24 protein-coding genes are annotated in these 22204 nt (G+C 65.9%); 10 read left to right on the top strand and 14 right to left on the bottom strand.

Features of this window, described 5'->3' with window-relative positions:
• Window positions 1–108: 108 nt before the first annotated feature.
• A complete protein-coding gene (locus tag OG921_RS16500; protein WP_266113544.1) occupies window positions 109–735 on the top strand; it encodes a TetR/AcrR family transcriptional regulator in 627 nt (208 codons plus the stop codon).
• Between the two features lie 2 nt (window positions 736–737).
• Here OG921_RS16500 and OG921_RS16495 read toward each other — a convergent pair whose 3' ends face one another.
• On the bottom strand, window positions 738–1628 hold the full coding sequence (locus OG921_RS16495; RefSeq protein WP_266113543.1) for an LLM class flavin-dependent oxidoreductase: 891 nt from the start codon (window positions 1626–1628) through the stop codon (window positions 738–740).
• A 222-nt stretch (window positions 1629–1850) separates the two neighbouring features.
• On the opposite strand from OG921_RS16495, the gene OG921_RS16490 reads away from it, so the two are divergent.
• Complete coding sequence (locus tag OG921_RS16490) at window positions 1851–2768, top strand: universal stress protein (RefSeq protein ID WP_266113542.1); 918 nt, start codon at window positions 1851–1853, stop codon at window positions 2766–2768.
• 21 nt (window positions 2769–2789) lie between these two features.
• Here OG921_RS16490 and OG921_RS16485 read toward each other — a convergent pair whose 3' ends face one another.
• The gene (locus tag OG921_RS16485; protein WP_266113541.1) at window positions 2790–4064 is read right to left on the bottom strand and encodes a cytochrome P450; all 1275 of its coding nucleotides are present in this window, start codon (window positions 4062–4064) and stop codon (window positions 2790–2792) included.
• A gap of 108 nt (window positions 4065–4172) precedes the next feature.
• Here OG921_RS16485 and OG921_RS16480 point away from each other — a divergent pair, with 108 nt between their 5' ends.
• Window positions 4173–4781, top strand: a complete 609-nt coding sequence (locus OG921_RS16480; RefSeq protein ID WP_266113540.1) for a TetR/AcrR family transcriptional regulator — start codon at window positions 4173–4175, stop codon at window positions 4779–4781.
• A gap of 5 nt (window positions 4782–4786) precedes the next feature.
• On the opposite strand, the gene OG921_RS16475 is transcribed toward OG921_RS16480, so the two are convergent.
• From OG921_RS16475 to OG921_RS16460, 4 genes are all read right to left on the bottom strand, one after another.
• Complete coding sequence (locus OG921_RS16475) at window positions 4787–5182, bottom strand: DoxX family membrane protein (RefSeq protein ID WP_266113539.1); 396 nt, start codon at window positions 5180–5182, stop codon at window positions 4787–4789.
• 80 nt (window positions 5183–5262) lie between these two features.
• Window positions 5263–7659, bottom strand: a complete 2397-nt coding sequence (locus OG921_RS16470) for an excinuclease ABC subunit UvrA (protein WP_266113538.1) — start codon at window positions 7657–7659, stop codon at window positions 5263–5265.
• 36 nt (window positions 7660–7695) lie between these two features.
• The gene (locus tag OG921_RS16465) at window positions 7696–8106 is read right to left on the bottom strand and encodes a VOC family protein (RefSeq protein ID WP_266113537.1); all 411 of its coding nucleotides are present in this window, start codon (window positions 8104–8106) and stop codon (window positions 7696–7698) included.
• Window positions 8107–8116: 10 nt separating this feature from the next.
• Window positions 8117–8554, bottom strand: a complete 438-nt coding sequence (locus OG921_RS16460) for a helix-turn-helix domain-containing protein (RefSeq protein ID WP_266113536.1) — start codon at window positions 8552–8554, stop codon at window positions 8117–8119.
• Between the two features lie 171 nt (window positions 8555–8725).
• Between OG921_RS16460 and OG921_RS16455 the strand changes: the two genes are divergently transcribed.
• From OG921_RS16455 to OG921_RS16435, 5 genes are all read left to right on the top strand, one after another.
• Window positions 8726–9619 carry an alpha/beta fold hydrolase gene (locus tag OG921_RS16455; RefSeq protein WP_266113535.1) on the top strand — a complete coding sequence of 298 codons (894 nt, stop codon included), beginning with the start codon at window positions 8726–8728 and terminating at the stop codon, window positions 9617–9619.
• Window positions 9620–9720: 101 nt separating this feature from the next.
• Entirely contained in the window at window positions 9721–10653 is a 933-nt protein-coding gene (locus OG921_RS16450) for an alpha/beta fold hydrolase (RefSeq protein ID WP_266113534.1), read from the top strand.
• Window positions 10654–10840: 187 nt separating this feature from the next.
• A complete protein-coding gene (locus OG921_RS16445; protein WP_266113533.1) occupies window positions 10841–11605 on the top strand; it encodes a hypothetical protein in 765 nt (254 codons plus the stop codon).
• Window positions 11602–12309: a hypothetical protein gene (locus OG921_RS16440; protein ID WP_266113532.1), complete on the top strand. Its 708-nt coding sequence runs from the start codon at window positions 11602–11604 to the stop codon at window positions 12307–12309. The genes OG921_RS16445 and OG921_RS16440 overlap by 4 nt, the downstream gene beginning before the upstream one ends.
• A 224-nt stretch (window positions 12310–12533) precedes the next feature.
• Window positions 12534–13715, top strand: a complete 1182-nt coding sequence (locus tag OG921_RS16435) for a N(5)-(carboxyethyl)ornithine synthase (protein WP_266113531.1) — start codon at window positions 12534–12536, stop codon at window positions 13713–13715.
• Window positions 13716–13797: 82 nt separating this feature from the next.
• On the opposite strand, the gene OG921_RS16430 is transcribed toward OG921_RS16435, so the two are convergent.
• Together OG921_RS16430 and OG921_RS16425 are read right to left on the bottom strand one after the other, a co-directional pair.
• On the bottom strand, window positions 13798–15120 hold the full coding sequence (locus OG921_RS16430) for a diacylglycerol kinase family protein (RefSeq protein ID WP_266113530.1): 1323 nt from the start codon (window positions 15118–15120) through the stop codon (window positions 13798–13800).
• Between the two features lie 59 nt (window positions 15121–15179).
• Window positions 15180–15701: a DUF1269 domain-containing protein gene (locus tag OG921_RS16425; RefSeq protein ID WP_266113529.1), complete on the bottom strand. Its 522-nt coding sequence runs from the start codon at window positions 15699–15701 to the stop codon at window positions 15180–15182.
• Between the two features lie 161 nt (window positions 15702–15862).
• Here OG921_RS16425 and OG921_RS16420 point away from each other — a divergent pair, with 161 nt between their 5' ends.
• Together OG921_RS16420 and OG921_RS16415 are read left to right on the top strand one after the other, a co-directional pair.
• Window positions 15863–16270 carry a hypothetical protein gene (locus tag OG921_RS16420; protein WP_266113528.1) on the top strand — a complete coding sequence of 136 codons (408 nt, stop codon included), beginning with the start codon at window positions 15863–15865 and terminating at the stop codon, window positions 16268–16270.
• 55 nt (window positions 16271–16325) lie between these two features.
• The gene (locus OG921_RS16415) at window positions 16326–16865 is read left to right on the top strand and encodes a potassium channel family protein (protein WP_266113527.1); all 540 of its coding nucleotides are present in this window, start codon (window positions 16326–16328) and stop codon (window positions 16863–16865) included.
• Window positions 16866–16905: 40 nt separating this feature from the next.
• Here OG921_RS16415 and OG921_RS16410 read toward each other — a convergent pair whose 3' ends face one another.
• The 6 genes from OG921_RS16410 to OG921_RS16385 all read right to left on the bottom strand — a co-directional run bounded on the left by OG921_RS16410 (window position 16906) and on the right by OG921_RS16385 (window position 22204).
• Window positions 16906–18327, bottom strand: a complete 1422-nt coding sequence (locus OG921_RS16410; RefSeq protein WP_266113526.1) for a DUF2252 domain-containing protein — start codon at window positions 18325–18327, stop codon at window positions 16906–16908.
• Window positions 18328–18346: 19 nt separating this feature from the next.
• Window positions 18347–18580, bottom strand: a complete 234-nt coding sequence (locus OG921_RS16405) for a DUF1214 domain-containing protein (RefSeq protein WP_266113525.1) — start codon at window positions 18578–18580, stop codon at window positions 18347–18349.
• Between the two features lie 357 nt (window positions 18581–18937).
• Window positions 18938–20188, bottom strand: a complete 1251-nt coding sequence (locus OG921_RS16400; RefSeq protein ID WP_266113524.1) for an acyl-CoA dehydrogenase family protein — start codon at window positions 20186–20188, stop codon at window positions 18938–18940.
• Window positions 20185–21324: an acyl-CoA dehydrogenase family protein gene (locus OG921_RS16395; protein ID WP_266113523.1), complete on the bottom strand. Its 1140-nt coding sequence runs from the start codon at window positions 21322–21324 to the stop codon at window positions 20185–20187. Before OG921_RS16395 ends, OG921_RS16400 begins: the two co-directional genes overlap by 4 nt.
• Window positions 21321–21860 carry a carboxymuconolactone decarboxylase family protein gene (locus OG921_RS16390; RefSeq protein WP_266113522.1) on the bottom strand — a complete coding sequence of 180 codons (540 nt, stop codon included), beginning with the start codon at window positions 21858–21860 and terminating at the stop codon, window positions 21321–21323. Before OG921_RS16390 ends, OG921_RS16395 begins: the two co-directional genes overlap by 4 nt.
• 23 nt (window positions 21861–21883) lie before the next feature.
• A complete protein-coding gene (locus OG921_RS16385) occupies window positions 21884–22204 on the bottom strand; it encodes a DUF4286 family protein (RefSeq protein ID WP_266113521.1) in 321 nt (106 codons plus the stop codon).

The following is a 22204-nucleotide window of genomic DNA, read 5'->3' as shown; positions in this document are numbered from 1 at the left end:
CAGAGTCGTAAATCTGTCTACCCGGGACAGTACACACATTTTCGGATCTGTCTAGAACTTGTTACAGTCCGGAGTGCGCCACTCTCCACCCGGCAGACGAGGACCACGATGACCGAAACCGACAATCGCACCGACGGCGTCGGCACCGCGACGTCCACGGTGACCGAACGACTGCTCGACGCTGCCGAGAAGCTCCTTGCGGCCAAAGGGATTCGCGCAACAACGGTCCTGCAGGTCGCCGAGGAGGCCGGCGTATCGCGGGCGTGGCTGTACCGGCACTTTCCGGACAAGCAGTCGCTACTCGGCGCCGCGATCGTGCGCCTCAACGAGGAATTCTGGGCGCGCTCACATCGTGAGCTGAGCGAGGTCGCATTCTTCGACGAACAGCTCGCCGCCGGCGTGCGGCTCGGCAGATCCGCCTACGACTCGCCGGGTGCGCTGGTGATGCGCCTGCGGATGACCGAGCCCGAGGAGTTCGCCGCCTGTGCAGGCGCCGGCGTGCAGGCCCTGGTGCCCGACCTTGCGCTGTTCTGGTCGCCCTATGTCGAGGCCGCTCGGATCCGCGGTGAGATCGCCGCGGGCAGCGACGTCGCCGAGGTCAGCGAGTGGGTTGCCCGCATCCTGATCAGCCTCGCCACGGTGCCCGGCCTGACCCTCGATCCGGACGATCCCAACGCGGTGCTGCGCCACCTGCGCCGTTACGTCATGCCCGGCCTCCGCGTAGCGGAGCAATGACATCAGCCTCGCAGCGGCGCAATGACATCACGGCCGAACCGGCGCAGCGTAGCCGGGTCGGCGAAATCGTGGAACCGCAGCACGAACAGTTCGACACCGCGCTCGTGCTCGGCGCGCAGTTGCTCGATAATCGCATCGGCGGTGCCGAGTAACGGTTCGCCCCAACCGCTCTCGGGCATCCGCCGCGCGGTCGCCGCGGCGACCTCGTCGACGTCGGCTGCGTCGGCGGCGAATCCGACCGGGTACTGGGCCGAGATTCGGGCATTGCCGCGCAATGGCGCGAGTTCGTCGAATCGCGGCCGCGCGTGGCCGACGCAGTTCCACCAGTCGGCGTGCTCGGCGACGAGCGGCATCGTCAACTGCACCCCGGCGCCGCCGATATGGACGGGAATGCGCTCTTGCACCGGCGTCGGCAGACCGTAGGCGCCGCGTAGTTCGAAATGCTTACCGGCATAGTCGAACACCTCACCGCTGCACATTGCCCGGAAGATTTCCAGGGTCTCGCCGAGTTGTTCGGCGCGTGCCCGACGGGAGCCGACCGGAATTCCGAATATCTCGAACTCGGCCTCCACCGATCCCCACCCGATGCCGAGATCGAAGCGTCCACCGCTGACCCGATCGAGCGTGGCCGCCATTTTCGCCAGCACGGCGGGATGGCGCAGCGGGTTGCATCCGACGAGGTGCCCGAGCCGGATGTCGGTGGTGGCGCCCGCGAGCGCGGTGAGCAGCGTCCAACTCTCCAGCGTGTCGGTGGGCCGCGTTCCGGGCGAGAACAGGTGGTCCATTACCCAGAACGAGTCGAAGCCGGCCTCTTCCGCGGCGCTCGCCCGGTCCCGCATTCCGGCGAGGTCGATACGGAATTGCGGGACGAAAACCCCGAACTGGATCGTCATCGATTGCCTCCGCCCGGGTCGGGCTGTCCAAAACAGCCCGGGTCGGGCTGTCCACACGGGGTGTCGCTTCGGTTCGGCTCATGCTAGTTGCCCGACAAAGGTCCCACGCCCAAGGGACCCGAGTCCCTTTCCGCGCACCGTGAACGGGCGAATCATGGCTGGTGGAGAGGGTGTTCGAACCGTCACCGATCGGGTTGACCAGCGCCCGCCCGAGGAGGAGCAATGACCTCGAACATGCAGACCAAGCGACTCGACATTCTCGTCGGAGTCGATGGCTCGGCCGCCGCGACAGCCGCCGTTCGCTACGCTGCGCAGCTCGCGTCCGCCCGCAAGCGTCCGCTGCGAATCGTGTACGGGATCGGGCTCGCAGACATGGGCTGGGTATACGGCACCGACTATGGTGCGGTCCCCAGCATCGAATACGAACTGCGTCTTGCCGGCAAGCGCATCCTCGCCGACGCCACCGCACTGGCCCGCACCATCGACGACAGTCTCGACATCATCGCCGAGGTCTCCCCGCAACCACCGGCCCGGTTGCTCGTCGACCTGTCCGAGCACGCGTATCTCGTCGTGGTCGGCGGGTCCGGCACCGGGCGCCTTGGCGCGGTGGCCTCGACCGCGGTGGCCGTCACCAGCCACGCGCACACCCCGGTCATCGTGGTGCGCACCGCCGCCGCCGACGACGCGCCTGCCGCGACCGGATCTGTGGTGGTCGGCGTGGATGGCAGCGCGGTCAGCGATCACGCGATCGGCGTCGCCTTCGAGGAGGCCTCGCGCCGCAACGCGAACCTCGTCGCGGTGCACACGTGGAGCGATACCGCCTTCTCCACCGGCGATTTCGCCGGCGATCGGGGCTTGCTGACCCCGCCGATCGAGTTCGAAACCATCGAGCACGCGGTACTTGCCGAGCGGCTCGCCGGCTGGCAGGAAAAGTACCCCGATGTCCGAGTCGAGCGCCGGATCTACCCGGACGCGCCCCGCGAACGGCTGCTCGACCTGTCCGACGAGGCGCAACTGCTCGTCGTCGGCAGCCGCGGACGTGGCGGCTTCCGCGGCCTGCTGCTCGGATCCACCTCCAATGCACTTGTCGTGCATGCACGTTGCCCGGTTATGGTGGTGCGCCCGCCATGCGAGCCCTGAGTCGCATAGCCGAACTCCTCGTCAGGACGTGTAACGAACCGAGAGGTTCTTCATCCCGTTGATCCAGCCCGAGCGCAACCGCTGCGGCTCAGCGAGTTTCGACAGGTCGGGCGCGATATCGGCAATGGCATTGAACATGATGTCGATCTCCATGCGCGCGAGGTTGGCGCCGATGCAGTAGTGCGTGCCCAAGCCGCCGAAGCCGAGGTGCGGGTTCGGATCACGGGCCACGTTGAACTCGAACGGCCGGTCGAAGACGTCCTCGTCGTAGTTGGCCGAGCCGTAGAACATGCCGACCCGCTGACCCTCACGGATCGCGACCCCACCGATCGCGGTGTCGCGCAGGGCGGTTCGCTGGAAGGCATTCACCGGGGTGGCCCACCGGACAATCTCGTCGGCCGCGGTCTTCGGGCGGTCGCGCTTGTAGAGCTCCCACTGATCGGGGTTCTCGAAGAAGGCATTCATGCCGTGCGCGATGGCGTTTCTGGTCGTCTCGTTGCCCGCGACGGCGAGCAGGATCACGAAGAAGCCGAACTCCATCTCGTCGAGCGACTCGCCGTCGATATCGGCGTTCACCAGCGTGGTGACGATGTCGTCGGCGGGACATTTGCGGCGCTGCTCGGCCATGTTGTACGCGTAGGCGAGCACCTCGGCGTTGGCCTGCTGCGGATCGTCTTCGAAGTCGGGGTCGTCGGTGTTCATCATCGAGTTCGACCAGTGGAACAGCTTCTCCCGGTCCTCCTCGGGCACACCGATGAGGTCCGCGATCGCGAGCAGCGGAAGCGGGCCGGCGATCTCGTCGACGAAGTTGCCCTCGCCCTTCTCCACCGCCTCGCGGACCAGCTTGCGCGCGGCTTCGTCGAGCTTCTCGTGCAGGCCGTGGACGGCGCGCGGGGTGAACAGTTTGGAGATCAGCTTGCGCAGCCGGGTGTGCTCCGGCGGATCGTGGTTGATCAGCAGTGCCTTGGTCATCTCGAGTTGTTCGGGCAGCATCTCATCCGGGAACCGCATGATGACGCCCTTTTTGTTCGTCGACCACAGGTCCGAATCCTTGGAGATCGCCTTGATGTCGGCGTGCTTGCTGATCACCCAATAGCCGTCGTCGCCGAACAGGTCGAGATTGGGCTGGGCGTTCCACCACACGGGCGCGGTCTTGCGCAGCTGGGCGAACTCGGAGAGCTGAGTGCCGTTCGCCAAGGCATCGGGGTGGGTGAAGTCGTAACCCTCGTGCATGAACGGACACGCGCGGGGGTCGGTCGACGCCCGTATTACGTCTTCGTTGGCGCTTATGGTCATCGTCATTACCTTCGCCGGTTCTGCCTGGTTCACTCGAACATCAGGGGCGCCGCGTAGAAACGGTACCGCCGGTTACGATACCAGTGGCACAGCAATGGAGGTCAAGACTTGAGCACGACGGGTTCGACGAATGCCGTCGCCGACGCACGTCCGCGCGGCGGGCGTCCTCGTGACGAAACGATCGAGGGTCGCGTCCTGCCCGTCGTGCGCGAAATGCTGGCAGAAGTGGGCTGGAACGAGCTCAGCGTGCGCGCAGTCGCGGCGCGCTCCGGGGTCGGCCGCGCCACGATCAGCCGACGTTGGGCGTCGAAGGCCGAACTCGTCCTCGACGCGGCGCTCGGCGACCTGCCCACTGTCGACCCGGTGGTGGGCACCACCGCGGCGGGCTGGGTCGACTCGGTGATCACGGTCAGCCGCGCCCTATTCGAGCGACCCGATATCCGGTCGGCGCTGCCGGGCCTGCTCACCACCCTCGAGCATGATCCTGAATTGCGCCATCGACTGTGGGAGAGCCTGGTCAAGCCGGCCACCACCGCCGTCGCCGACAATTCCGTAGGCACGCACAGCGCGGACACCGAGATCGATGCGCTTGCGTTTCTGGTGATCGCGTCGGGTGCCGCGCTGTTCGCCAGCGTGATGCCGCCCGATGAGGTCACCGGGTCGGTACAGCTGCGGATCGACGAGTTGCTGCGGCGATTGGGCGGTGGGACGCGATAACCCGCTCAGCGCTTGTCGCGCGGCGCCGCGGTGGACCACAACGCCCAGGCGATCAGCACCGGCTGAAAGAACAGCCGAACCAATCGTTTGCGGTCGCTGTCGAGCCCGAACCCGTCGCGCTTGTTGAGGTACTGCGCGAGGTTGCCGGGGAACACCGCGACGAAGAAGGCCGCGAGAAAACGGCCCATCTTGACACGATCGCGGGTCAGCGTCGCCAGGCCGACGCCGAGCATGACCTCCACACCGCCCGACGCCATCACGACACCGTCCGGATCCATCGGAACCGACTCGGGCACCTGGGCCTGGAATTCCTCGCGCGCCCAGAACAGGTGCGAGAGTCCGGCGAAGATCATCGCGCCGGCCAACGTTAGGCGGGCGACCGTTCGTGGCGTCGTGGTCATGCCCTCTTCTTACCGCCCAGCGCACAGTTATTCCGGATCGGACGGCCGCACACGCCGGAGAACTGTGCACTCGCGCCGCGTCAGGCGCCGACGTAGACCGACAGATGCTCACCGGTGAGGGTCGAACGGTCGGCGACGATGTCCGCCGGGGTGCCCTCGAAGACAACCCGGCCACCGTCGTGTCCCGCGCCGGGACCGAGATCGATGATCCAGTCCGCGTGCGCCATGACCGCCTGATGGTGCTCGATGACGATCACCGACTTGCCGGAGTCGACGAGCCGGTCCAGCAACCCGAGCAGGTTCTCCACATCGGCGAGGTGCAGGCCCGTGGTCGGCTCGTCGAGGATGTAGATCTCGCCCTTCTCACCCATATGGGTGGCGAGCTTGAGCCGTTGCCGCTCGCCGCCGGACAGCGTGGTGAGCGGCTGGCCGATCTTGACGTAGCCCAGACCTACGTCCGCGAGGCGAACCAGGATCTTGTGCGCCGCAGGCAGCTTCGCGTCACCGTCGGCGAAGAATTTCTCGGCCTGGGCAACCGACATCCCGAGCACTTCGCTGATGTCCAAGCCGGCGAACGTGTATTCCAGCACGTCGGCGGAGAACCGCTTCCCCTCGCACACCTCGCACGGTGTCGCAACGCCCGCCATCATCGCCAGGTCCGAGTAGATGACGCCGGCGCCGTTGCAGTTCGGGCATGCCCCTTGGGAATTCGCGCTGAACAACGCGGGCTTCACCCCGTTGGCCTTCGCGAACGCCTTGCGAATCGGCTCGAGCAACCCGGTGTAGGTCGCGGGATTGCTGCGCCGCGAACCCTTGATCGCGCCCTGGTCGATGGACACCACGCCGTCCCGGCGAGCCACCGAGCCGTCGATCAGCGAGCTCTTGCCCGAGCCGGCCACGCCGGTCACCACGACAAGCACGCCGAGCGGAATGTCGACGTCGACGGTCTGCAGGTTGTGCGTGTCGGCGCCGCGCACTTCGAGCGCCCCCGAGGATTCTCGGACCGACGGCTTCACCCGTGCGCGATCGTCGAGGTGCTTGCCGGTCAGCGTCTTGGCCGACCGCAACTCCTCGACTGTGCCCTCGAAGACGACCTCGCCACCGTCGGTGCCCGCGCCGGGACCGAGGTCGACGACGTGATCGCCGATCGCGATCGCCTCGGGCTTGTGCTCCACGACCAGCACGGTGTTGCCCTTGTCGCGCAGCTGCAGCAGCAGGTCGTTCATCCGCGCGATGTCGTGCGGGTGCAGTCCGATCGTGGGCTCGTCGAAGACGTAGGTGACATCGGTGAGTGAGGACCCCAGATGCCGAATCAGCTTGGTCCGCTGGGCCTCACCACCGGAAAGGGTGCCGGCGGGCCGCTCCAGCGACAGATAGCCGAGCCCGATGTCCACGAACGAGTCGAGGTTCTCCCGCAGAGCGGTGAGCAGCGGCGCGACCGATGGCTCGTCGAGCTTGCGGACCCAGTCGGCGAGGTCGCTGATCTGCATCGCGCAGGCGTCGGCGATGCTGATGCCCTTGATCTTCGACGCGCGCGCCTCCGCGGTGAGCCGCGACCCCTCGCAGTCGGGACACGTCTGAAAGGTGATCGCGCGGTCCACGAACGCACGGATGTGCGGTTGCATGGCTTCGCGGTCCTTGGACAGGAACGACTTCTGGATCTTCGGGATCAGGCCCTCGTAGGTCACGTTGATGCCCTCGACCTTGATCCTGGTCGGTTCCTTGTACAGCAGATCGTTGAGCTGCTTCTTGGTGAACTTCGCGATCGGCTTGTCCGGATCGAAGAAGCCGCAGCCGCGGAAGATTCGGCCGTACCAACCTTCCATGCTGTAGCCCGGAATGGTCAGCGCGCCCTCGTTGAGCGACTTGCTGTCGTCGTAGAGCGCGGTCAGGTCGAAGTCGGAGACGCTGCCCCGGCCCTCGCAGCGCAGACACATACCGCCGGTGACGCTGAAGCTGCGGCGCTCCTTGACGGTGCGGCCGCCCTTTTCCGTCGTGACCGCACCCGCCCCGCTGATCGAGGCGACATTGAACGAGAATGCCTGCGGGGAGCCGACATACGGCCTGCCGAGCCGACTGAACAGGATGCGCAGCAACGCATTCGCGTCGGTGGCCGTGCCGACCGTCGAGCGAACGTTGGCACCCATGCGCTCCTGATCGACGATGATCGCGGTGGTCAGCCCTTCGAGCACGTCGACGTCCGGCCGCGCCTGGGTCGGCATGAAGCCTTGCACGAACGCGCTGTAGGTCTCGTTGATCATCCGCTGCGACTCGGCCGCGATCGTGGCGAACACCAGTGAACTCTTGCCCGACCCCGAGACGCCGGTGAACACGGTCAACCGGCGCTTCGGGATCTCGACGCTGATGTTCTTGAGGTTGTTCTCGCGGGCGCCCGTGACGCGGAGGACGTCGTGACCATCGGCGACGTGCTGCGCCTGCTCGGATTCAGCACCGTTCGCTTTCTTCGACGTGGGCATACTCCGTGTTCTCCGTTCGTCGATCTCCGTAGCGGCTCAGCGCAGTTCCTGGATGCGAACCATATTGCCCGCCGGGTCACGCAGCGCACAGTCGCGAACCCCGTACGGCTGCTCGGTCGGCTCCTGGACTACCTCGACGTCGGTGGCCTGCACCTTCTCGAAGGTGTCGTCGAGATCGGGGGTGGCCAGCAGGATCGAGCCGAACGTGCCCTTGGCCATCATCTCGGCGATCGTGCTTTGTTCGTCGTCGGTGATACCGGGCGTGGCTGTCGGTGGGTACAGCACGATGGAGGTTGCGGGCTGGCCCACTGGGCCGACCGTGATCCACCGCATCCCGTTGAAGCCGACGTCGTTGCGAACCTCGAAGCCGAGGACGTCGCGATAAAAGGCCAATGCGGCTTCCGGATCGTTCTGTGGAAGGAAGCTCGAAGCAATTGAAATGTCCATACCGACGACGCTAGGTGCGACGAACGGACTGTGCTTCTCGATTCCTGATCGGTCTGGTGACTTGTTTCGCGACACATGACGGCATGCCCTCGGTGGCGCTCGCATGGTCGCGCCGGTAGACGCTCGGCGGCACTCCGACCAACTCGGTGAACCGGGTACTGAACGTGCCCAACGACGAGCAGCCGACCGTGAAACAGACTTCGGTGACGCTGAGGTCGCCTCGGCGCAGCAACGCCATCGCCCGCTCGATACGCCTGGTCATCAGGTAGCTGTACGGCGATTCGCCGTACGCGCGCCGGAACTCGCGACTGAGGTGACCGGCCGACATATTCACGCCTCGAGCGAGCGCCTCCACGTCGAGCGGCTCGGCGTACTCCCGGTCGATCCGATCGCGGACGCGGCGCAACAGCCCGAGGTCACGCAGTTGCGGAGTGGTGCTGCGGGTCACATGCGAATCGTACGTCGCTACGCGGTCGGCGGGGCGCGACACGTTCGGCCGCCCACGTGACACTCATCGCTCGACTCCAACCTTCCACGCGATATGCCACTACCGTTGGCATTGACCTCGAAGTCGGTACCGCCCCCCGATGGATCCGGACAACTGATGGAGAACTGTCGAATGACCACGTGCATGCACCTCGAACTTCACGGACAACGTGTCGCCTATCGCGACGTCGGACGTGGTGACACACTGCTGCTCATTCACGGTATGGCGGGCAGCTCGGCGACCTGGCGCTCGGTGTTGCCGGCGCTATCCCAGAACCACCGGGTCATCGCTCCCGACCTACCCGGCCACGGCGAGTCCGGAAAACCGCGTGGCGACTATTCGCTCGGTGCGTTCGCGGCGTGGCTGCGCGACCTGCTCAACGAGCTCGAGATCGAGCGGGCCACGGTCGTCGGGCAATCGCTGGGCGGCGGCGTGGCGATGCAGTTCGCCTACCAGCATCCCGATTACTGCGACCGCCTCGTCCTCATCGGCAGCGGTGGCCTGGGCCCCGACGTGAACTGGCTGCTGCGTGCGCTGTCGGCGCCCGGCACCGAATTGCTGCTTCCCCTGGTGGCCCCGAAACCCGTGCTCGAGGCCGGCAACAAGGTCCGCTCATGGCTCGCGCGGGTGGGGCTCGAGTCGGGCCAGGCCGACGAGATGTGGGCTGCGTACGCCTCGCTCGCCGACCGCGAGACCAGGCACGCATTCTTGCGCACCCTGCGCGCGGTGGTCGACTATCGCGGCCAGGCGGTGAGCGCGCTCGAGCGGCTCTACCTGACGTCGGACCTGCCCACTCAGTTGATCTGGGGCGACCGCGACAACATCATCCCCGTCGCACACGGCTACGCCGCCCACGACGCCATCCCCGGTAGCCGTCTCACCGTGCTCCCGGGTCTCGGTCACTTCCCGCACGTCGAAGACCCGGCTGCGGTGACCGACATCATCCACGAGTTCGTCTCGACCGTGCCTGCTCGCCGACCCGCGACCAAGGCCAAGCGGAAGATCGGTGCGCCGCGCGCTATTTGAGCCCTCTGAGGTTGGGACCTCGAGCCATCCTGCGGGCCGAATATTTCAGGGCCCGTCGACGCATTTCAGAACTACCATCGCTACCGTGATGGACATTTCCGATGGCCAACCGGACGTTGCGCCAATGTGCCGGACGTAGCGGACCGGTGATGCACCCCGGTCTGGACGAGTGGGTTTCCGGCGGCACGCACCTGCGGTGGGACGGTCACGACATCTTCTACCGGCAGGACGGTCCGGTCGACGGTCGACCCGTGACACTCGTGCACGGTTTCCCGACGTCGTCGCATGACTGGGCGCCGATCGTCCCGGCGCTCGTCGATGCGGGACACCGGGTGACGACCATGGACCTGCTCGGTTTCGGTGCGAGCGCCAAGCCGGTCGGCCACGCCTTTCGAATCGTCGAGCAAGCCTCGATCGTGGTGGAGGTGTGGCGGCGGCTCGGCGTCGGTCCGACCGCGCTGGTCGCACACGACTACGGGGTGTCGGTCGCACAGGAACTGCTGCACCGCGATGCAGGCCGGGTCACCGCGGCCGGTTTTCTCAACGGCGGCCTGTATCCCGATCTGCATCGCCCGACGCGGGCGCAACGGCTGCTCCATGGCCCCGCCGGCGTCGTGCTGCAACACGTGATCACGGAACCGATGTACCGAAAGTCCTTGCGCGAGATCCTCGGTCGCGAGGTGGGCGAGGTCGACCTGCACGACATGTGGCGGGCCACCACGATGCACAACGGAAAGCGGGTCCAGCATCGCTTGTTGCGCTACATCGACGAGCGACGGGAGAACGCCGAACGTTGGCGATCGGCGCTGGAAGGGTATCGGGGGCCAATGCTGTTCATCTGGGGACCAGCGGACCCGGTCAGCGGAGCGCACGTCCTGCCCCGCCTGAACGAACGTTTCCCCAATGCGCGGATCGTCGCCCTCGACGAGGAGCCGGTGACCGGACACTACCCGCAGGTGGAGAACCCGGACGCGGTCGCCACTGCCTTGACCGGCTTCTTGCGGTGCGGCTCTGCCGATCACGACGAACTGTAACGAGTGTGCGGTGATCATCAAAGAGCCTACGAAAGGGGTGAAAGATGGACAAAATCTACTGTAACGCAACATCTCCGGCACCAATGGATGGGCGCAACCAACGGGCGGAACCGAAAGGCGGCCCAGTGCGGTGGCACCGAGGTACACGGTGAGCGCGCAGATGAAGGTGGGGCATCTGGTAAGGGGCGTGACAATTCGTAGCGGCATTCTCCTGGCCGTCGCCGCGTTGATGCTGACCGGTGGCGGGATTGCCGGCGCGAATTCGGCACCGGATTGGCAGCGCTGCTTCCCGCTCGAGGATCCGGGTTACGCCGGATACGGCGACGACCATCCGCCGCAGCACTGTCACGCGATGATCGTCACCGGTGGCTACTTCGAACTCGGCCCGGTACGCGCCCATGTCGGCCCGCGCGCGATCGAAACGTACTACACGGAGCGATGGTCCCGTTCGGCAGGTGAAATCGCCCGTACCGCACGGGCCTTCGTCGGTGCGCCGACACCACTGGATGCACCGTTCGGCCAGTACACCGCGCAGTTCGAGCCGCGTCCCAGCGCCGGCTCGCGGCACGGCATGACCCCGTATTGGGACGAGGGGCCAAGGCCGTGGGACGCCCCGCGCCCGCCCCGCCTCATCGGATACGCCTTCGACGTCGACCTGCGTCTGTGGGGACCCGGACTCGGCGACACCTGCCGGATCGGGTTCGGGATGCTCGATCCGACAGTCCCCTACGAGCACGCCGGCGCGCTGGAAGTCGTGCAACCCGGCAACCGGCAGTCCTTCGGCGCAGGGTGGGTCGATCGCGACGTCCGGCTGGACGCGACACTCTGGAAAGGCACCGCATCGGGATGTGCCCGAAGCGATCCCGTCGTCGACGCGGCGCTGCAACTGACACCCGGCAACACGATGACGTTCACCCTCGACCACTACACGATCCCTGTGGCGGCACTGTGAGTACCTCGAACGCGATGACGGCGACTGCGATGCGGGCACTGTGGATCGCGCTGTCGGCGGCCGTGCTGCTCGTGCTGAACACCGGCGTCGCCGTCGCCACGCCGGATTGGGATCGCTGTGCCCGCACCGACGCATACGACGACGACGGCTGGTTCGACGACGCGCCGACGTCGTCGTGTCAGCTGTACCGCATCGAAGGTGGCCAGTTCGAGTACGGCGCATTGAAATTCGACATACCAGCGGGCGCGATCGACGTGTACACCGCGAACAGCACCACCAGGCCGTTCACCTGGGACGCACCACCTACCGACGTTCCGCTCACTGCGCGCACGTACTACACACCGGCCGCGACCGTGCCTGTCGGTGGCGGCATGTCCGCGCGCCTGGAGATTCTCGGCATCGACACGTCGCATCCGCCGCAGTGGGATATCGATTACCGGGTCCGCGTGTACGGACCCGGACTGGGCGACGAGTGCCGCATCGACGACATTCCTTCGCCATACGACCCGGTGAAACCCATCCATGCGCGTCTCGCCGTCGCCGATGTCACCGGTACGCGCTACCAACTTCGCCTCGCCGGCGAGAACCCGGCGGGCTCGGCCGTGTTCTGCAACGGCCTGGAGTGGCTGGTGAACGCCGCAACGCACATCACCAATGAGCGAAGGATCGACCTGAGCATCGAGCACCTCTCGACGCCGGCCTGAGCGCCACGGCGGGCCCCGACTCGAGATGCGGGATAGCGGCTGAATATGGCGTACCGTCGAGGCATCGGGACCGCTCAGGTTCCCAATCGAGGGACCAATGATGTCCGACAAGTCACCGCGTCAGTCCATGACGAAAAAATCCGGCAAGTCGCTCAAGGAAAAGCGCGCCGCCAAGGCCGATAAGAAGGCGCACTCGGCCGATCACTCCGTCGAGACCGCGTTCCATGCCAAGAAGCGCTAACGCTCGCCCACTACTCGAACTTGGCGTCACGGCACATTCGCGCAAGGCGAACGAACGACGCCTTCCGATCCATCCGATGCATTTCGAGCGAATCGACGCCGACCTTCGGGCACATATCCATGTGGAGAACGGGTACGGCGAGCCGTTCGGTGTGACCGACGAACAGTTGGCGCCGTACGTAGCCGGGCTACTGCCCCGTGACCGGCTGCTCGCCGAATGCGACGTCATCTTGCTGCCGAAGCCGCAGCCCAGTGATCTCGCGGAGATGCGGGAAGGCCAGATCGTTTGGGGCTGGCCGCATTGCGTCCAGGACGCCGAGGTCACCCAGCTGGCCATCGACCGGCGGTTGACCCTGATCGCGTTCGAGGCGATGAACCACTGGACTCATGACGGTCGCTTCCTGCTGCACGTCTTTCACAAGAACAACGAACTCGCGGGCTACTGCTCGGTGCTGCACGCGCTCGAACTGCTCGGAACGACCGGCGTTTACGGTCGGCGGCTGCGCGCGGCGGTCATCGGCTTCGGCGCCACGGCCCGAGGAGCGGTGACAGCGCTCAACGCACACGGTATCGGCGACGTTCGAGTGCTGACCAATCGGATGGTTGCTGCCGTCGGCTCACCGATTCACTCGGTGGAGATCGTGCACCTGGACCACGACTCCGACAACCCGGACCTCACCTGCGTCGTCACTACCGATGGCCGAGTGGCACTCGCGCCGTTCCTGGCCGAGAACGACATCATCGTCAACTGCGTGCTGCAAGACACCGAGGCGCCGTTGACGTTCCTCACCGAACAGGACCTCGGCGCGTTCCGGCCGGGCAGTCTCATTGTGGACGTGTCCTGCGACGAGAAGATGGGCTTCAGTTGGGCGCGCCCCACCTCGTTCACCGCTCCTACCTTCACGGTCGGTGACAACGTGCACTACTACGCTGTCGATCACAGCCCGTCATACCTCTGGAACTCGGCCACCTGGGAGATCAGCGAGGCTCTGCTGCCGCACCTGCGGACCGTGCTCGCAGGCCGCGCCGCATGGGAGTCCGATCCGACCATCGGGCGCGCGATCGAGATCCGCGACGGCGAGATCCTGAATCCGAACGTGCTGACCTTCCAACATCGCAGCGAGGTGTACCCGCACACGGTCGCCGCAAGCCTGATCCCACTCTAGAAACCTTTGCTGCGTGAAGCAGCGCGCGCCTCCACATCAGCACGAACAGGAAGGAAGCGCGAATCAGACCTATCCCGGGCGCTCACCGGTGGCGGCCGGCGAGCGCGCGGAGCCGAACCCAGTCGACTTTGGGCTGCGCAGGCCGCACACCGGGCCGATCCCGCGGCACCCGCACACGCAGCGCGCCGGTATCGATCGTGCACCGCACGGGCGTGGTCAACATCAGTGACTCACCATCGACGCCGACCGGTATCTCAGGGCTATCGGCCTCGACGATCACCTCGGGAGTGGTGTGCGTGGTGAGACCGCCGACGTTGACCCGGCGCAGCAGGCCGATCGCCTGGCGAGCACTCGCCACCGACACCGTAACCGCACCGAGCACGCCGCGGTCGATTCGGTCGCGACGACTCAGTCCTGCGAGATCGGTTGCCCCATAGGGGTTGTTGCTCACCAGGATCGCCTGCGGCGAGGTCACCGTGACCTCCCCGATCCGCGCAACGAGCCGTGAACCTGTCTGCGCGCCAAGCAGATCCGGCAATTGCTTCAGTACCGTGGCGGTCTTGTCATCGCGGTAGGCCGGGCTGCGTACGACCTCCGCGTACACCCCGAATGAGGCATTGTTGACGAACACGCGGCCGTTGATCCTGCCGAGGTCGATGCGCATTTCGACGCCGTCGCGCAGCGCGTCGAGCGACCGACTGGGATCTGCGCGGTCGATTCCTAGATCCATCGCGAAATGGTTGCGGGTCCCTGCGCTGATCACGAGGAACGGCACGTCGTGTTCGGCCGCCACCGCAGCGACGAGCGCCTGTGTCCCGTCGCCGCCGGCCACACCCAGCAGGTCGGCGCCGTCCGCGACAGCCTGCCTTGCGAGTGCGGCGACGTCGACCATTCCCGGACCATCGAGCAGCACCACCTCGGCCCCGAGTTCCTCGGCCTTGCGTTTCAGATCGAACTTCGCGACCTTGCCACCACCCGAGTGCGGATTCATGATCAGAAACGCGCGCTGCGGCGGCGCGACGTCGTGCTCGGGCATCCGCGCTGCCCACCGACGACCGCGCAGCGCCGCCCGACCGCAGTAGACGGCAAGCCCCGCCAGTACGAGTGTCACCACTACTTCTGCGAGAAGCCCCGCGACAACGAACTCGACCAGCACGACGATCGGCGCCAGTACCGCGATCGCGAGCGAAACCCACCGCACCACACGGCGACCGGCAAGAAACCAGTACAGCGCCGCGACCGTGACCACGACGGCACCGACAACCGTGATGAGCAATCCCACCGAGGCTGCCACCCCGGCCGACACGATCGGCACGACCGCAGCAGCGCCGGCGGACGCGAATGCGCCCCTCGCCCACCACCGCTGTGCGTGGTCGATACTTTTGTCGTCGTCCGCACTGCTCATCGGTCAGCCTCCCCGGCTATTCAATTTCGTGGCCACAGCCGCACGGGCATGTTCTGGGGTTATGCGGAGGCAGCGTCGATTTCTTTGCTGACCTGGTCCACGTCCGCCTCGAGTTGTTTCTTGGTGAGCTTGTCCGCGCGTTCGATCGCCTTCTCCACCCGCGATTCCAGGTCCGTCGCGGCGACGACCAGCAGGCCGCTGTCGCCCGCGTCGAGGAGCTCGCCGAGCTCCTTCAGATCCGAGCGGCTCAGCCCGGCCGCCACGTGCCCGGCGAGGGCACCGAGCGCTGCACCGCCGCCCCCACCGACCAACAGACCCGCACCGATCCCGACGGCCGGGAAAAGCGCCACCAAGGCACCGCCGACCAGTCCGATGCCCAACCCGCCCCAGGAGCCCTGCCGGGTGGGCTGCTCGTGCTTCTTGACGATCTTCACTTTGCCGCCGTCGCTCTTGCTGATCACGGCAGCGTCGTAGGTGTCGAGCAGGTCCGTCTCCTTGTACACGGTGTGCACCGCGTCGTAGTCGGCGATCGCCGCGTCCGTCGATTCATAGGTCGCCGCGAGCAGGATAAACGTATCCATGGCCATGAGAATGCCTCCACGATCGATTCGTTGCTGATTCGGTGTACATGTCGAGCATCGGTCCTGGCGGGCCGCCACACATCACCCACATCACATGATGTGCGCGCGCATACCGCGGACGAACATCGAATCGGAGGTTGACCAACTACCGGGAGCGAGCCATGACACACACACCCACGGAACATCCGGTCAAGCAAGGCTTCGCAGCCGGCACTTCGGTCGCGGCAGGCGCATTGCTCGTCGTCATCGGTCTGCTGTCCGTGCTGCAAGGAATTTCCGCGGTCGCCAAAGACGAGGTCCTTGTCACCGGCGTCGAATACGTCTACAAGTTCGACACCACCATCTGGGGTGGGGTCCACATCCTGGTCGGCGCGCTGCTGCTCGCCGCCGGGGTCGGGCTCTTTACCGGCGCCACCTGGGCGCGCATCGTGACGATCATCGCCGCGTCGATGTCGATACTTACCAACTTCCTGTGGCTGCCCTATTACCCGGCGTGGTCGATCGTGCTCATCGCGATCGCCGTCGTGGTGATCTGGGCCGTCGCCACCTGGTCCCCCGACCGCAGGTAAGGCCCGAATATCGGACGCCCGCAAAGAAACCCCCGTTCGACGCGGAGGTGATGCAATGTCGGATTCCCGGAATTCCCTGCCGGGCAGGGCCCGCCGTGCCCGAAGGCGCAAGGCGGTGGTACGCCCAACGCTGACGGCGGCAGTACTCCTCACCTTGTATTTCGTTGCGCCGCTGGACGAACTCGACGACAAGGGCAGCTGGCTGTTGCTGGCCGGCGTGTTCCTTGCCGTCGGTGTAGTCATCGCCTGGCAGTTTCAGCGGATCCTACAGTCGACCGCACCGGTCCTACAGGCCGCCGAGGCGCTTGCGGTGGTCGTACCGCTCTACCTGATCGGATGCTCGGTCATGTACTACCTGATGGCCGAGGCGAGCCCGGACAGCTTCTCGCAGAGCCTGTCTCGAATGGGGTCGCTGTACTTCACGGTCACCGTCCTTTCGACGGTCGGCTTCGGCGACATCGTCGCCGTCACCGCCACGACCCGAGCGGTCGTCACCGTTCAAATGCTCGCCAACCTTTTCCTGCTCGGTATCGGCGGCCGGATCATCTTCGGCGCGGTCGAGCGCGCGCGGACGGGCGGCGCCAAACTCGAATGACCGTGCCCCTGTGCCCGGCACGGTCATTCCTCATCGAGTTCTAGAGGCCCGACTGTGCCTCGGCACGTCCGTCGCTGACCGCGGCGGCCAGCGCTGCGAAATCACGTTCGTTCTGATCGGCATACGTCTCGGAGAAATCGGCGATGGCGTTGTCGAAGGTTTCGCTCTTGCCGAGGTAGCCGGCCAACGCGATGCGGTCTCCGGAGCGGGCGTGGGCGCGGGCCAGGGTCCAGCCGCACCAACCGGCGTAGACCGCCATCCCCTGCGGGAGCAGTTGCTCGATCGGAATGGAGAATTTCCAGTCCCGCAACTGACGGACGTAGAAGTCGCGCTCGATTCCGTCGGGGCCCGTGGTGCGTTGCCAGCCGAGAAAGATGTCGCTGGCCGCCTGCATCAGGTGCTGCCCGGCGACCACTCGTTGTCCCTGATCGTCATACTCGCTGGCGCCACAGTAATCGGCCAGCACCGATATCTGCGCCTCCTTGGCCTGTAAGAACAACGGCTCCGTGCCGTCGCCGGCCTCGAGCAGCAGAATCCACGCGCGAGTGCCCACACTGCCGACACCGACAACCTTCCGCGCCACCTGAACAAGATCGAACTGCCGCAGCAGGTGCCGCCGATCCGACTGCAGGGTGCCCAGATACTTACCGAGCAGCGTATTGATCATCGTGGCGAGAGCATCGGCCTCCATGTCGGAGAACAGTTCCTCGACCGGCACGATCAGCGGCGGGTCACTGATGATCCGGCGCTGTCCCCCGACCACGGTGGTGAGCTTGCTCAGGGCCGACATGCTGTCGCGGGTGCGCGCCTTCGCCAGCATCTTCTCGGTCTTGCGGACCCGCTTGGCGTCGAGTTGCGAGCTCAACCCGCGCACTGCGTCGTCGATATCCAGACGGGCATACCAAACACCGAGCATCGGCATATGAGCGAACTCGCGCAGCGCGGTGCGGTATGCCTTGACAGCGGCCAGTACACCTGCGCGGCATTGCTCGGTGGTGAAGTCGTTGTCCCGCCCCGCGATCGTCAGGCTGGCGGCCAACCGCTTCACGTCCCACTCGAAGGGACCCGGCAGTGTCTCGTCGAAGTCGTTGACGTCGAACACCAACCGACGATCCGGTGCGGCGAACGCACCGAAGTTCGACAGATGCGCGTCCCCACACAATTGAACCCGCACATCCGTGGACGGCGTCGCGGCCAGATCGGCAGCCATCGGCAGTGCGGCACCCCGGTAATAGGTGAACGGCGACACCAACATCCGGCCATGCCGGATCGGCACCAACTCCGATACCCGCGACGGTGCCTGACTCAACAACAGCCCCACCGGATCCCGTCCGGGCGCAGGCGCGAACTCGCCATGCGCCTCCAGCGGCACCCGCGTGCGGGCGGCCTTGCCCTGGGCCTTCCGCTCTTCCCTTGTCAACCGCTTCTCCGTCATGACCGGTGCCTCCAGCACTGTTTGCATTGTGAAACGCTTCCGAACATCACCCGATCCGCCCGACCTCGCCGGGCCGCCAGGTCTTGTCGAAGAACGAACCGAGCGGGCTGTACAGGCGCAGGATCACAAAGAACCCCTTGCACAACGTCACCGACCAGAACCGCGCAGCGGGAATGTCGGGCGGCAACGTCAACGCATAGGCCAGGGCGCCGGCGAAAAATCCACCTTCGTGGTCCTTGAACGCGACCAGGTACTGCGACCCGATTCCGGTGAGCCGCATGCACATCGCCGGAGTGATGCCGGTGTAGCCGTAGCAGAACAGCGTCCGCAGATGCAGTTTGCGCGCGCCGGTCGCGGGACGGCACGATGCCGTCCGGGGTGACCAGCGGTGGTGGGGTCTCGAACGTGTACCCGCCGGGCAACAACATCGCTGTCCACGCCGATCCCGTAGGACTCACCCAACCCGGCCGCGATTGCGGGACGGTGAGCTTCGCATCGATCAGCAGCCGATCGAGCCCGAGACCTGACGGCGCCGCCGGACGGCGAACATCGGTCACCATCGGAGCCTACGCGGCGGACCGGGCCAACGGAATCACAACCCACATGTAGGTGTTGGTCATCAAACTGAACCGACTTCTCAGAGCCGGTTGTGCCGCACCTCATTGAACGGCACGCCGCGATCGGCGGCGTACTCCCGAGGCAGCCCGAGCACCCGCTCACCGATGACATTGCGAGCCATCTCGTTGCTCCCGCCGCCCAGCGCGACCGTCTGACGCGACAAATACCGCTCCCCGACGCCCAGCAGTTGCTCCTCGCCCTCGACGACGCCGAACCCGCCGGCGATCTCCGTGGCGGTGTCGACCTCGAGGAACGTCACATCGGAATGGAAGAGCCGAATGATCGACCCCGCGGCCGGCGGCAACGAGCCGTCCCGCATGGCCCCGGAGACGTGCTCGACCAGGCGATCGCGCACCATGCGCCGCGCCAGCACCCGGCCGACCTTGTCCTGCACGAGCGGGTCGTCTGCGGCACCGACGGATCGCGCCAAGGCCACGAGGTCGCCGGTCGACTCCTCGGAGCGCTCGCGGCCGCGGCCACTGGCGAACTCCGATCCCTGCCCGACTGCGCGGCGCTCATGGAACAGCAACCTCGATGCGACCGCCCAGCCGCCGTTGACCTCGCCGACCACCGCATCGTCGCCGAGCCGAAGCCCGTCGAAGAACTCCGTGCAGAAGTCGTTCGAACCGTCGACCTGTTCGATGCGACGCAACTCCACGCCGGGTGAATTGATCGGTACGAGGAACATGGTCAGTCCCTCGTGCTTGGGCACGGTGGGATCGGTGCGCACCAAGAGCAGTCCGTAGTCCGCCGCGAACGCACTGGTGCTCCAGGTCTTTGCGCCGTGGATCACCCAGGTGTCTCCGTCACGCTCCGCGCGGGTGATCAAGCCGGCGAGATCCGAACCTCCGCTGGGCTCGGACAGCAACTGCACCAGCACTTCTTCGCCGCGCAGCACAGCCGAAATACGTTGGTGTTTCTGTTCTTCGGATCCGGTATCGAGCAGCGTCGCCGCACAAATGGTGAAGGTTGGGACATTGAGAATCAGCGGCATCTCGTACTGCGCTACTTCGATGTCGAAGGCACGTTGGTAGGCCGGGTCCAGCCCGAGTCCGCCGTATTCACGCGGGAAGCAGATGCCCGCAAAGCCGCCCGAGTACAGCAATTGCTGAAGTTCGCGCGCCCGCTGCCATGCGGCATCGTCGCCACGGCCGGCCAGGGGCGGATTCGCCGGGTCCAGGCGCGGCATGTTCTCGGCGAGCCACTCGCGTGCCCGGGCCGCGAACTCCTGCACCGATTCCGTTGCGGCGTGGGCCGTTGTCTCGGTCATGCGGCGGGAGTCCCCTCTGCTGCGCTGCGAGCAATCAGTCGGTGATGCTCGGTGGTCGTACCGAACATGTTGCGATACAGAGCGATCCGTCTAAGGTAGACGTGCAGATCGTGCTCCCAGGTCACGCCGATGCCGCCGTGCAACTGAACGCATTCCTGCACCAATAGTCCGGCATGCTCCCCGAGATAGGACTTCGCGGCGGCGACCCAGATCGGGGCGGCCGGATTGCCCGCGGCAACCTCCGCCACGGCACCAGCGGTGATCCCGCGACATGCGTGCAGCCACATGGTCATGTCGGCGATCCGGTGCTTGAGAGCCTGGTAGGAGGCCAGTGGCCGACCGAAGGTGTACCGCTGCTGGGACCACTCGAGGGTCAACTTCAGCACGGTGTCGATTGCTCCGACGATCTCGGCGCACTGTAGGACGTTGGCGATATCGGACTGTCGCCCGATCAGTTGCCGTGTTTGCTCGGCGGTACCCACCACCGCAGCGGCGCCGACCTCTGCTGAATCGAACTCGATTCGGGCATAATGCTTTACGAGGTCAAGGCTGCGCTGTGGTCGCACGGTTACCCCGGCCCCGGTTGCCGGGACGAGGAACTGTCGCACGCCGTCGTCGGCGCGCGCGGTCACCAGCAGGAGGTCGGCCTCCGAACCGGCCTCGACGCGATCCTTCACGCCGTCCAGGCGATAGCCGTCCGGCGTCCGCGTCGCGACCACCGTCGGCTCGTGCGGGCTGAACTGCCGGCCCGGCTCCTCGACCGCCCAGCTCGCCACCTTTCGACCGTCCACGAGGTCGCCGATAGTGCTCGCGTGGTCGGCGCGGTTCTCGGCGTCGACCAATCCTGCGAGCACCACGCTCACCGGATACAGCGGACCTGGGGCAACCGTGGCTCCCATCAGCTCCGCGATCGCAGCGAGATCGTGTAGGCCGTCGCCCGACACGCTGCCGCCACCGAGTTCTTCCGGGACCAGCAGACCGGCCCAGCCGAGCCCGGCGGCCTGTTCCCACCATGCCGGGTCGTAGGAGCGGCCATCTGCGTGCAGCGCACGCTGATGGCTCACCGATGCGCTCTTGTCGAGGAAATTCCGAGCCGTTCGCAGGAACAGCTCGGTTTCCGGTGCTGCCTTGTTCACTCGTCCTCCACGCCGAAGGTGTTGACCGCCATCGCGAGCAGGGCGTATCCGCCGATCGTGAAGACGAGATCCATTCGTTGCTTGTCGTCGAAATGCTTGCCGAGTTGGTCCCAGACCTCGGCGGAGATGGTGCCCTGCGTGTCGAGATCGTCGACGGCAGCGACCACGAGCCGATCGCACCCGTCGGCGGGTGCTCCGTCGCGAATGCCGTCGATATCGGCGTCCGTGAGCCCGGCACGATGCGCCAGCGGAATGTGATGCGACCACAGGTAATCACAGCCTCGACGGTGAACCACCCGCATCAGCGCCACTTCGCGGATGCGCGGCGACAGCGTCGAGTCCCGCAGCAGATAGGTGTTGAAGGGCAGGTACGCCCGGGTCAGATCGGTGTGGCGTACCAGCGTGGACAACACATTGCCGGCATCGGCCCGGTTGGCGCGCTCGGCGGGGAGCAGTGACGTCAGCGACGAACGGACCTCGTCGGTCCATTCGTCGGACGGCATCGGTGCCAACCGCAGCGGATGTCGGGATGTCATTCGATTGTCAGCTCGCCCGATCGTCAGCTCGCCGAGTCGTGAGCCTCGTGGATCAGGCTCAGGTACCGCATGACCGCCGGCTTATCGGTCGCGACCCCGACGGGCTTCGACATCTCGCCACTGGCGAAGAACGCCTTCAGGGTTGCCTTGGCGGTCTCCACGTCGGTGTCGATCTCGTAGAGGGTGATGAAGGTGTCACCGTCGGTCTGCCACCGCCGGGCCCCGACAAAGCCGTCGAGCGCAAGCATCTCGGGAATATGAACCTCGTTGTGCCAGCGGTGGTAATCGTCGAGGACGTCTGCCGAGGCGGGCTCGCCCTCGACGAACAGCAATGACTTGGCCAT

Source organism: Aldersonia sp. NBC_00410 (genome assembly GCF_026342035.1).
Taxonomy (GTDB): domain Bacteria; phylum Actinomycetota; class Actinomycetes; order Mycobacteriales; family Mycobacteriaceae; genus Aldersonia.
Note: the sequence above shows the minus strand (reverse complement) of the source record. Positions and strands in the feature narration are given on the sequence as shown.

Coding starts and splice junctions, on each gene's coding strand:
- OG921_RS16500 (WP_266113544.1), top strand. CDS start 109: ATGACCGAAACCGACAATCGCACCGACGGCGTCGGCACCGCGACGTCC.
- OG921_RS16495 (WP_266113543.1), bottom strand. CDS start 1,628: ATGACGATCCAGTTCGGGGTTTTCGTCCCGCAATTCCGTATCGACCTC.
- OG921_RS16490 (WP_266113542.1), top strand. CDS start 1,851: ATGACCTCGAACATGCAGACCAAGCGACTCGACATTCTCGTCGGAGTC.
- OG921_RS16485 (WP_266113541.1), bottom strand. CDS start 4,064: ATGACCATAAGCGCCAACGAAGACGTAATACGGGCGTCGACCGACCCC.
- OG921_RS16475 (WP_266113539.1), bottom strand. CDS start 5,182: ATGACCACGACGCCACGAACGGTCGCCCGCCTAACGTTGGCCGGCGCG.
- OG921_RS16470 (WP_266113538.1), bottom strand. CDS start 7,659: ATGCCCACGTCGAAGAAAGCGAACGGTGCTGAATCCGAGCAGGCGCAG.
- OG921_RS16465 (WP_266113537.1), bottom strand. CDS start 8,106: ATGGACATTTCAATTGCTTCGAGCTTCCTTCCACAGAACGATCCGGAA.
- OG921_RS16455 (WP_266113535.1), top strand. CDS start 8,726: ATGACCACGTGCATGCACCTCGAACTTCACGGACAACGTGTCGCCTAT.
- OG921_RS16450 (WP_266113534.1), top strand. CDS start 9,721: ATGGCCAACCGGACGTTGCGCCAATGTGCCGGACGTAGCGGACCGGTG.
- OG921_RS16435 (WP_266113531.1), top strand. CDS start 12,534: ATGCCAAGAAGCGCTAACGCTCGCCCACTACTCGAACTTGGCGTCACG.
- OG921_RS16430 (WP_266113530.1), bottom strand. CDS start 15,120: ATGAGCAGTGCGGACGACGACAAAAGTATCGACCACGCACAGCGGTGG.
- OG921_RS16425 (WP_266113529.1), bottom strand. CDS start 15,701: ATGGATACGTTTATCCTGCTCGCGGCGACCTATGAATCGACGGACGCG.
- OG921_RS16420 (WP_266113528.1), top strand. CDS start 15,863: ATGACACACACACCCACGGAACATCCGGTCAAGCAAGGCTTCGCAGCC.
- OG921_RS16415 (WP_266113527.1), top strand. CDS start 16,326: ATGTCGGATTCCCGGAATTCCCTGCCGGGCAGGGCCCGCCGTGCCCGA.
- OG921_RS16410 (WP_266113526.1), bottom strand. CDS start 18,327: ATGCAAACAGTGCTGGAGGCACCGGTCATGACGGAGAAGCGGTTGACA.
- OG921_RS16405 (WP_266113525.1), bottom strand. CDS start 18,580: ATGCGGCTCACCGGAATCGGGTCGCAGTACCTGGTCGCGTTCAAGGAC.
- OG921_RS16400 (WP_266113524.1), bottom strand. CDS start 20,188: ATGACCGAGACAACGGCCCACGCCGCAACGGAATCGGTGCAGGAGTTC.
- OG921_RS16390 (WP_266113522.1), bottom strand. CDS start 21,860: ATGACATCCCGACATCCGCTGCGGTTGGCACCGATGCCGTCCGACGAA.
- OG921_RS16385 (WP_266113521.1), bottom strand. CDS start 22,204: ATGGCCAAGTCATTGCTGTTCGTCGAGGGCGAGCCCGCCTCGGCAGAC.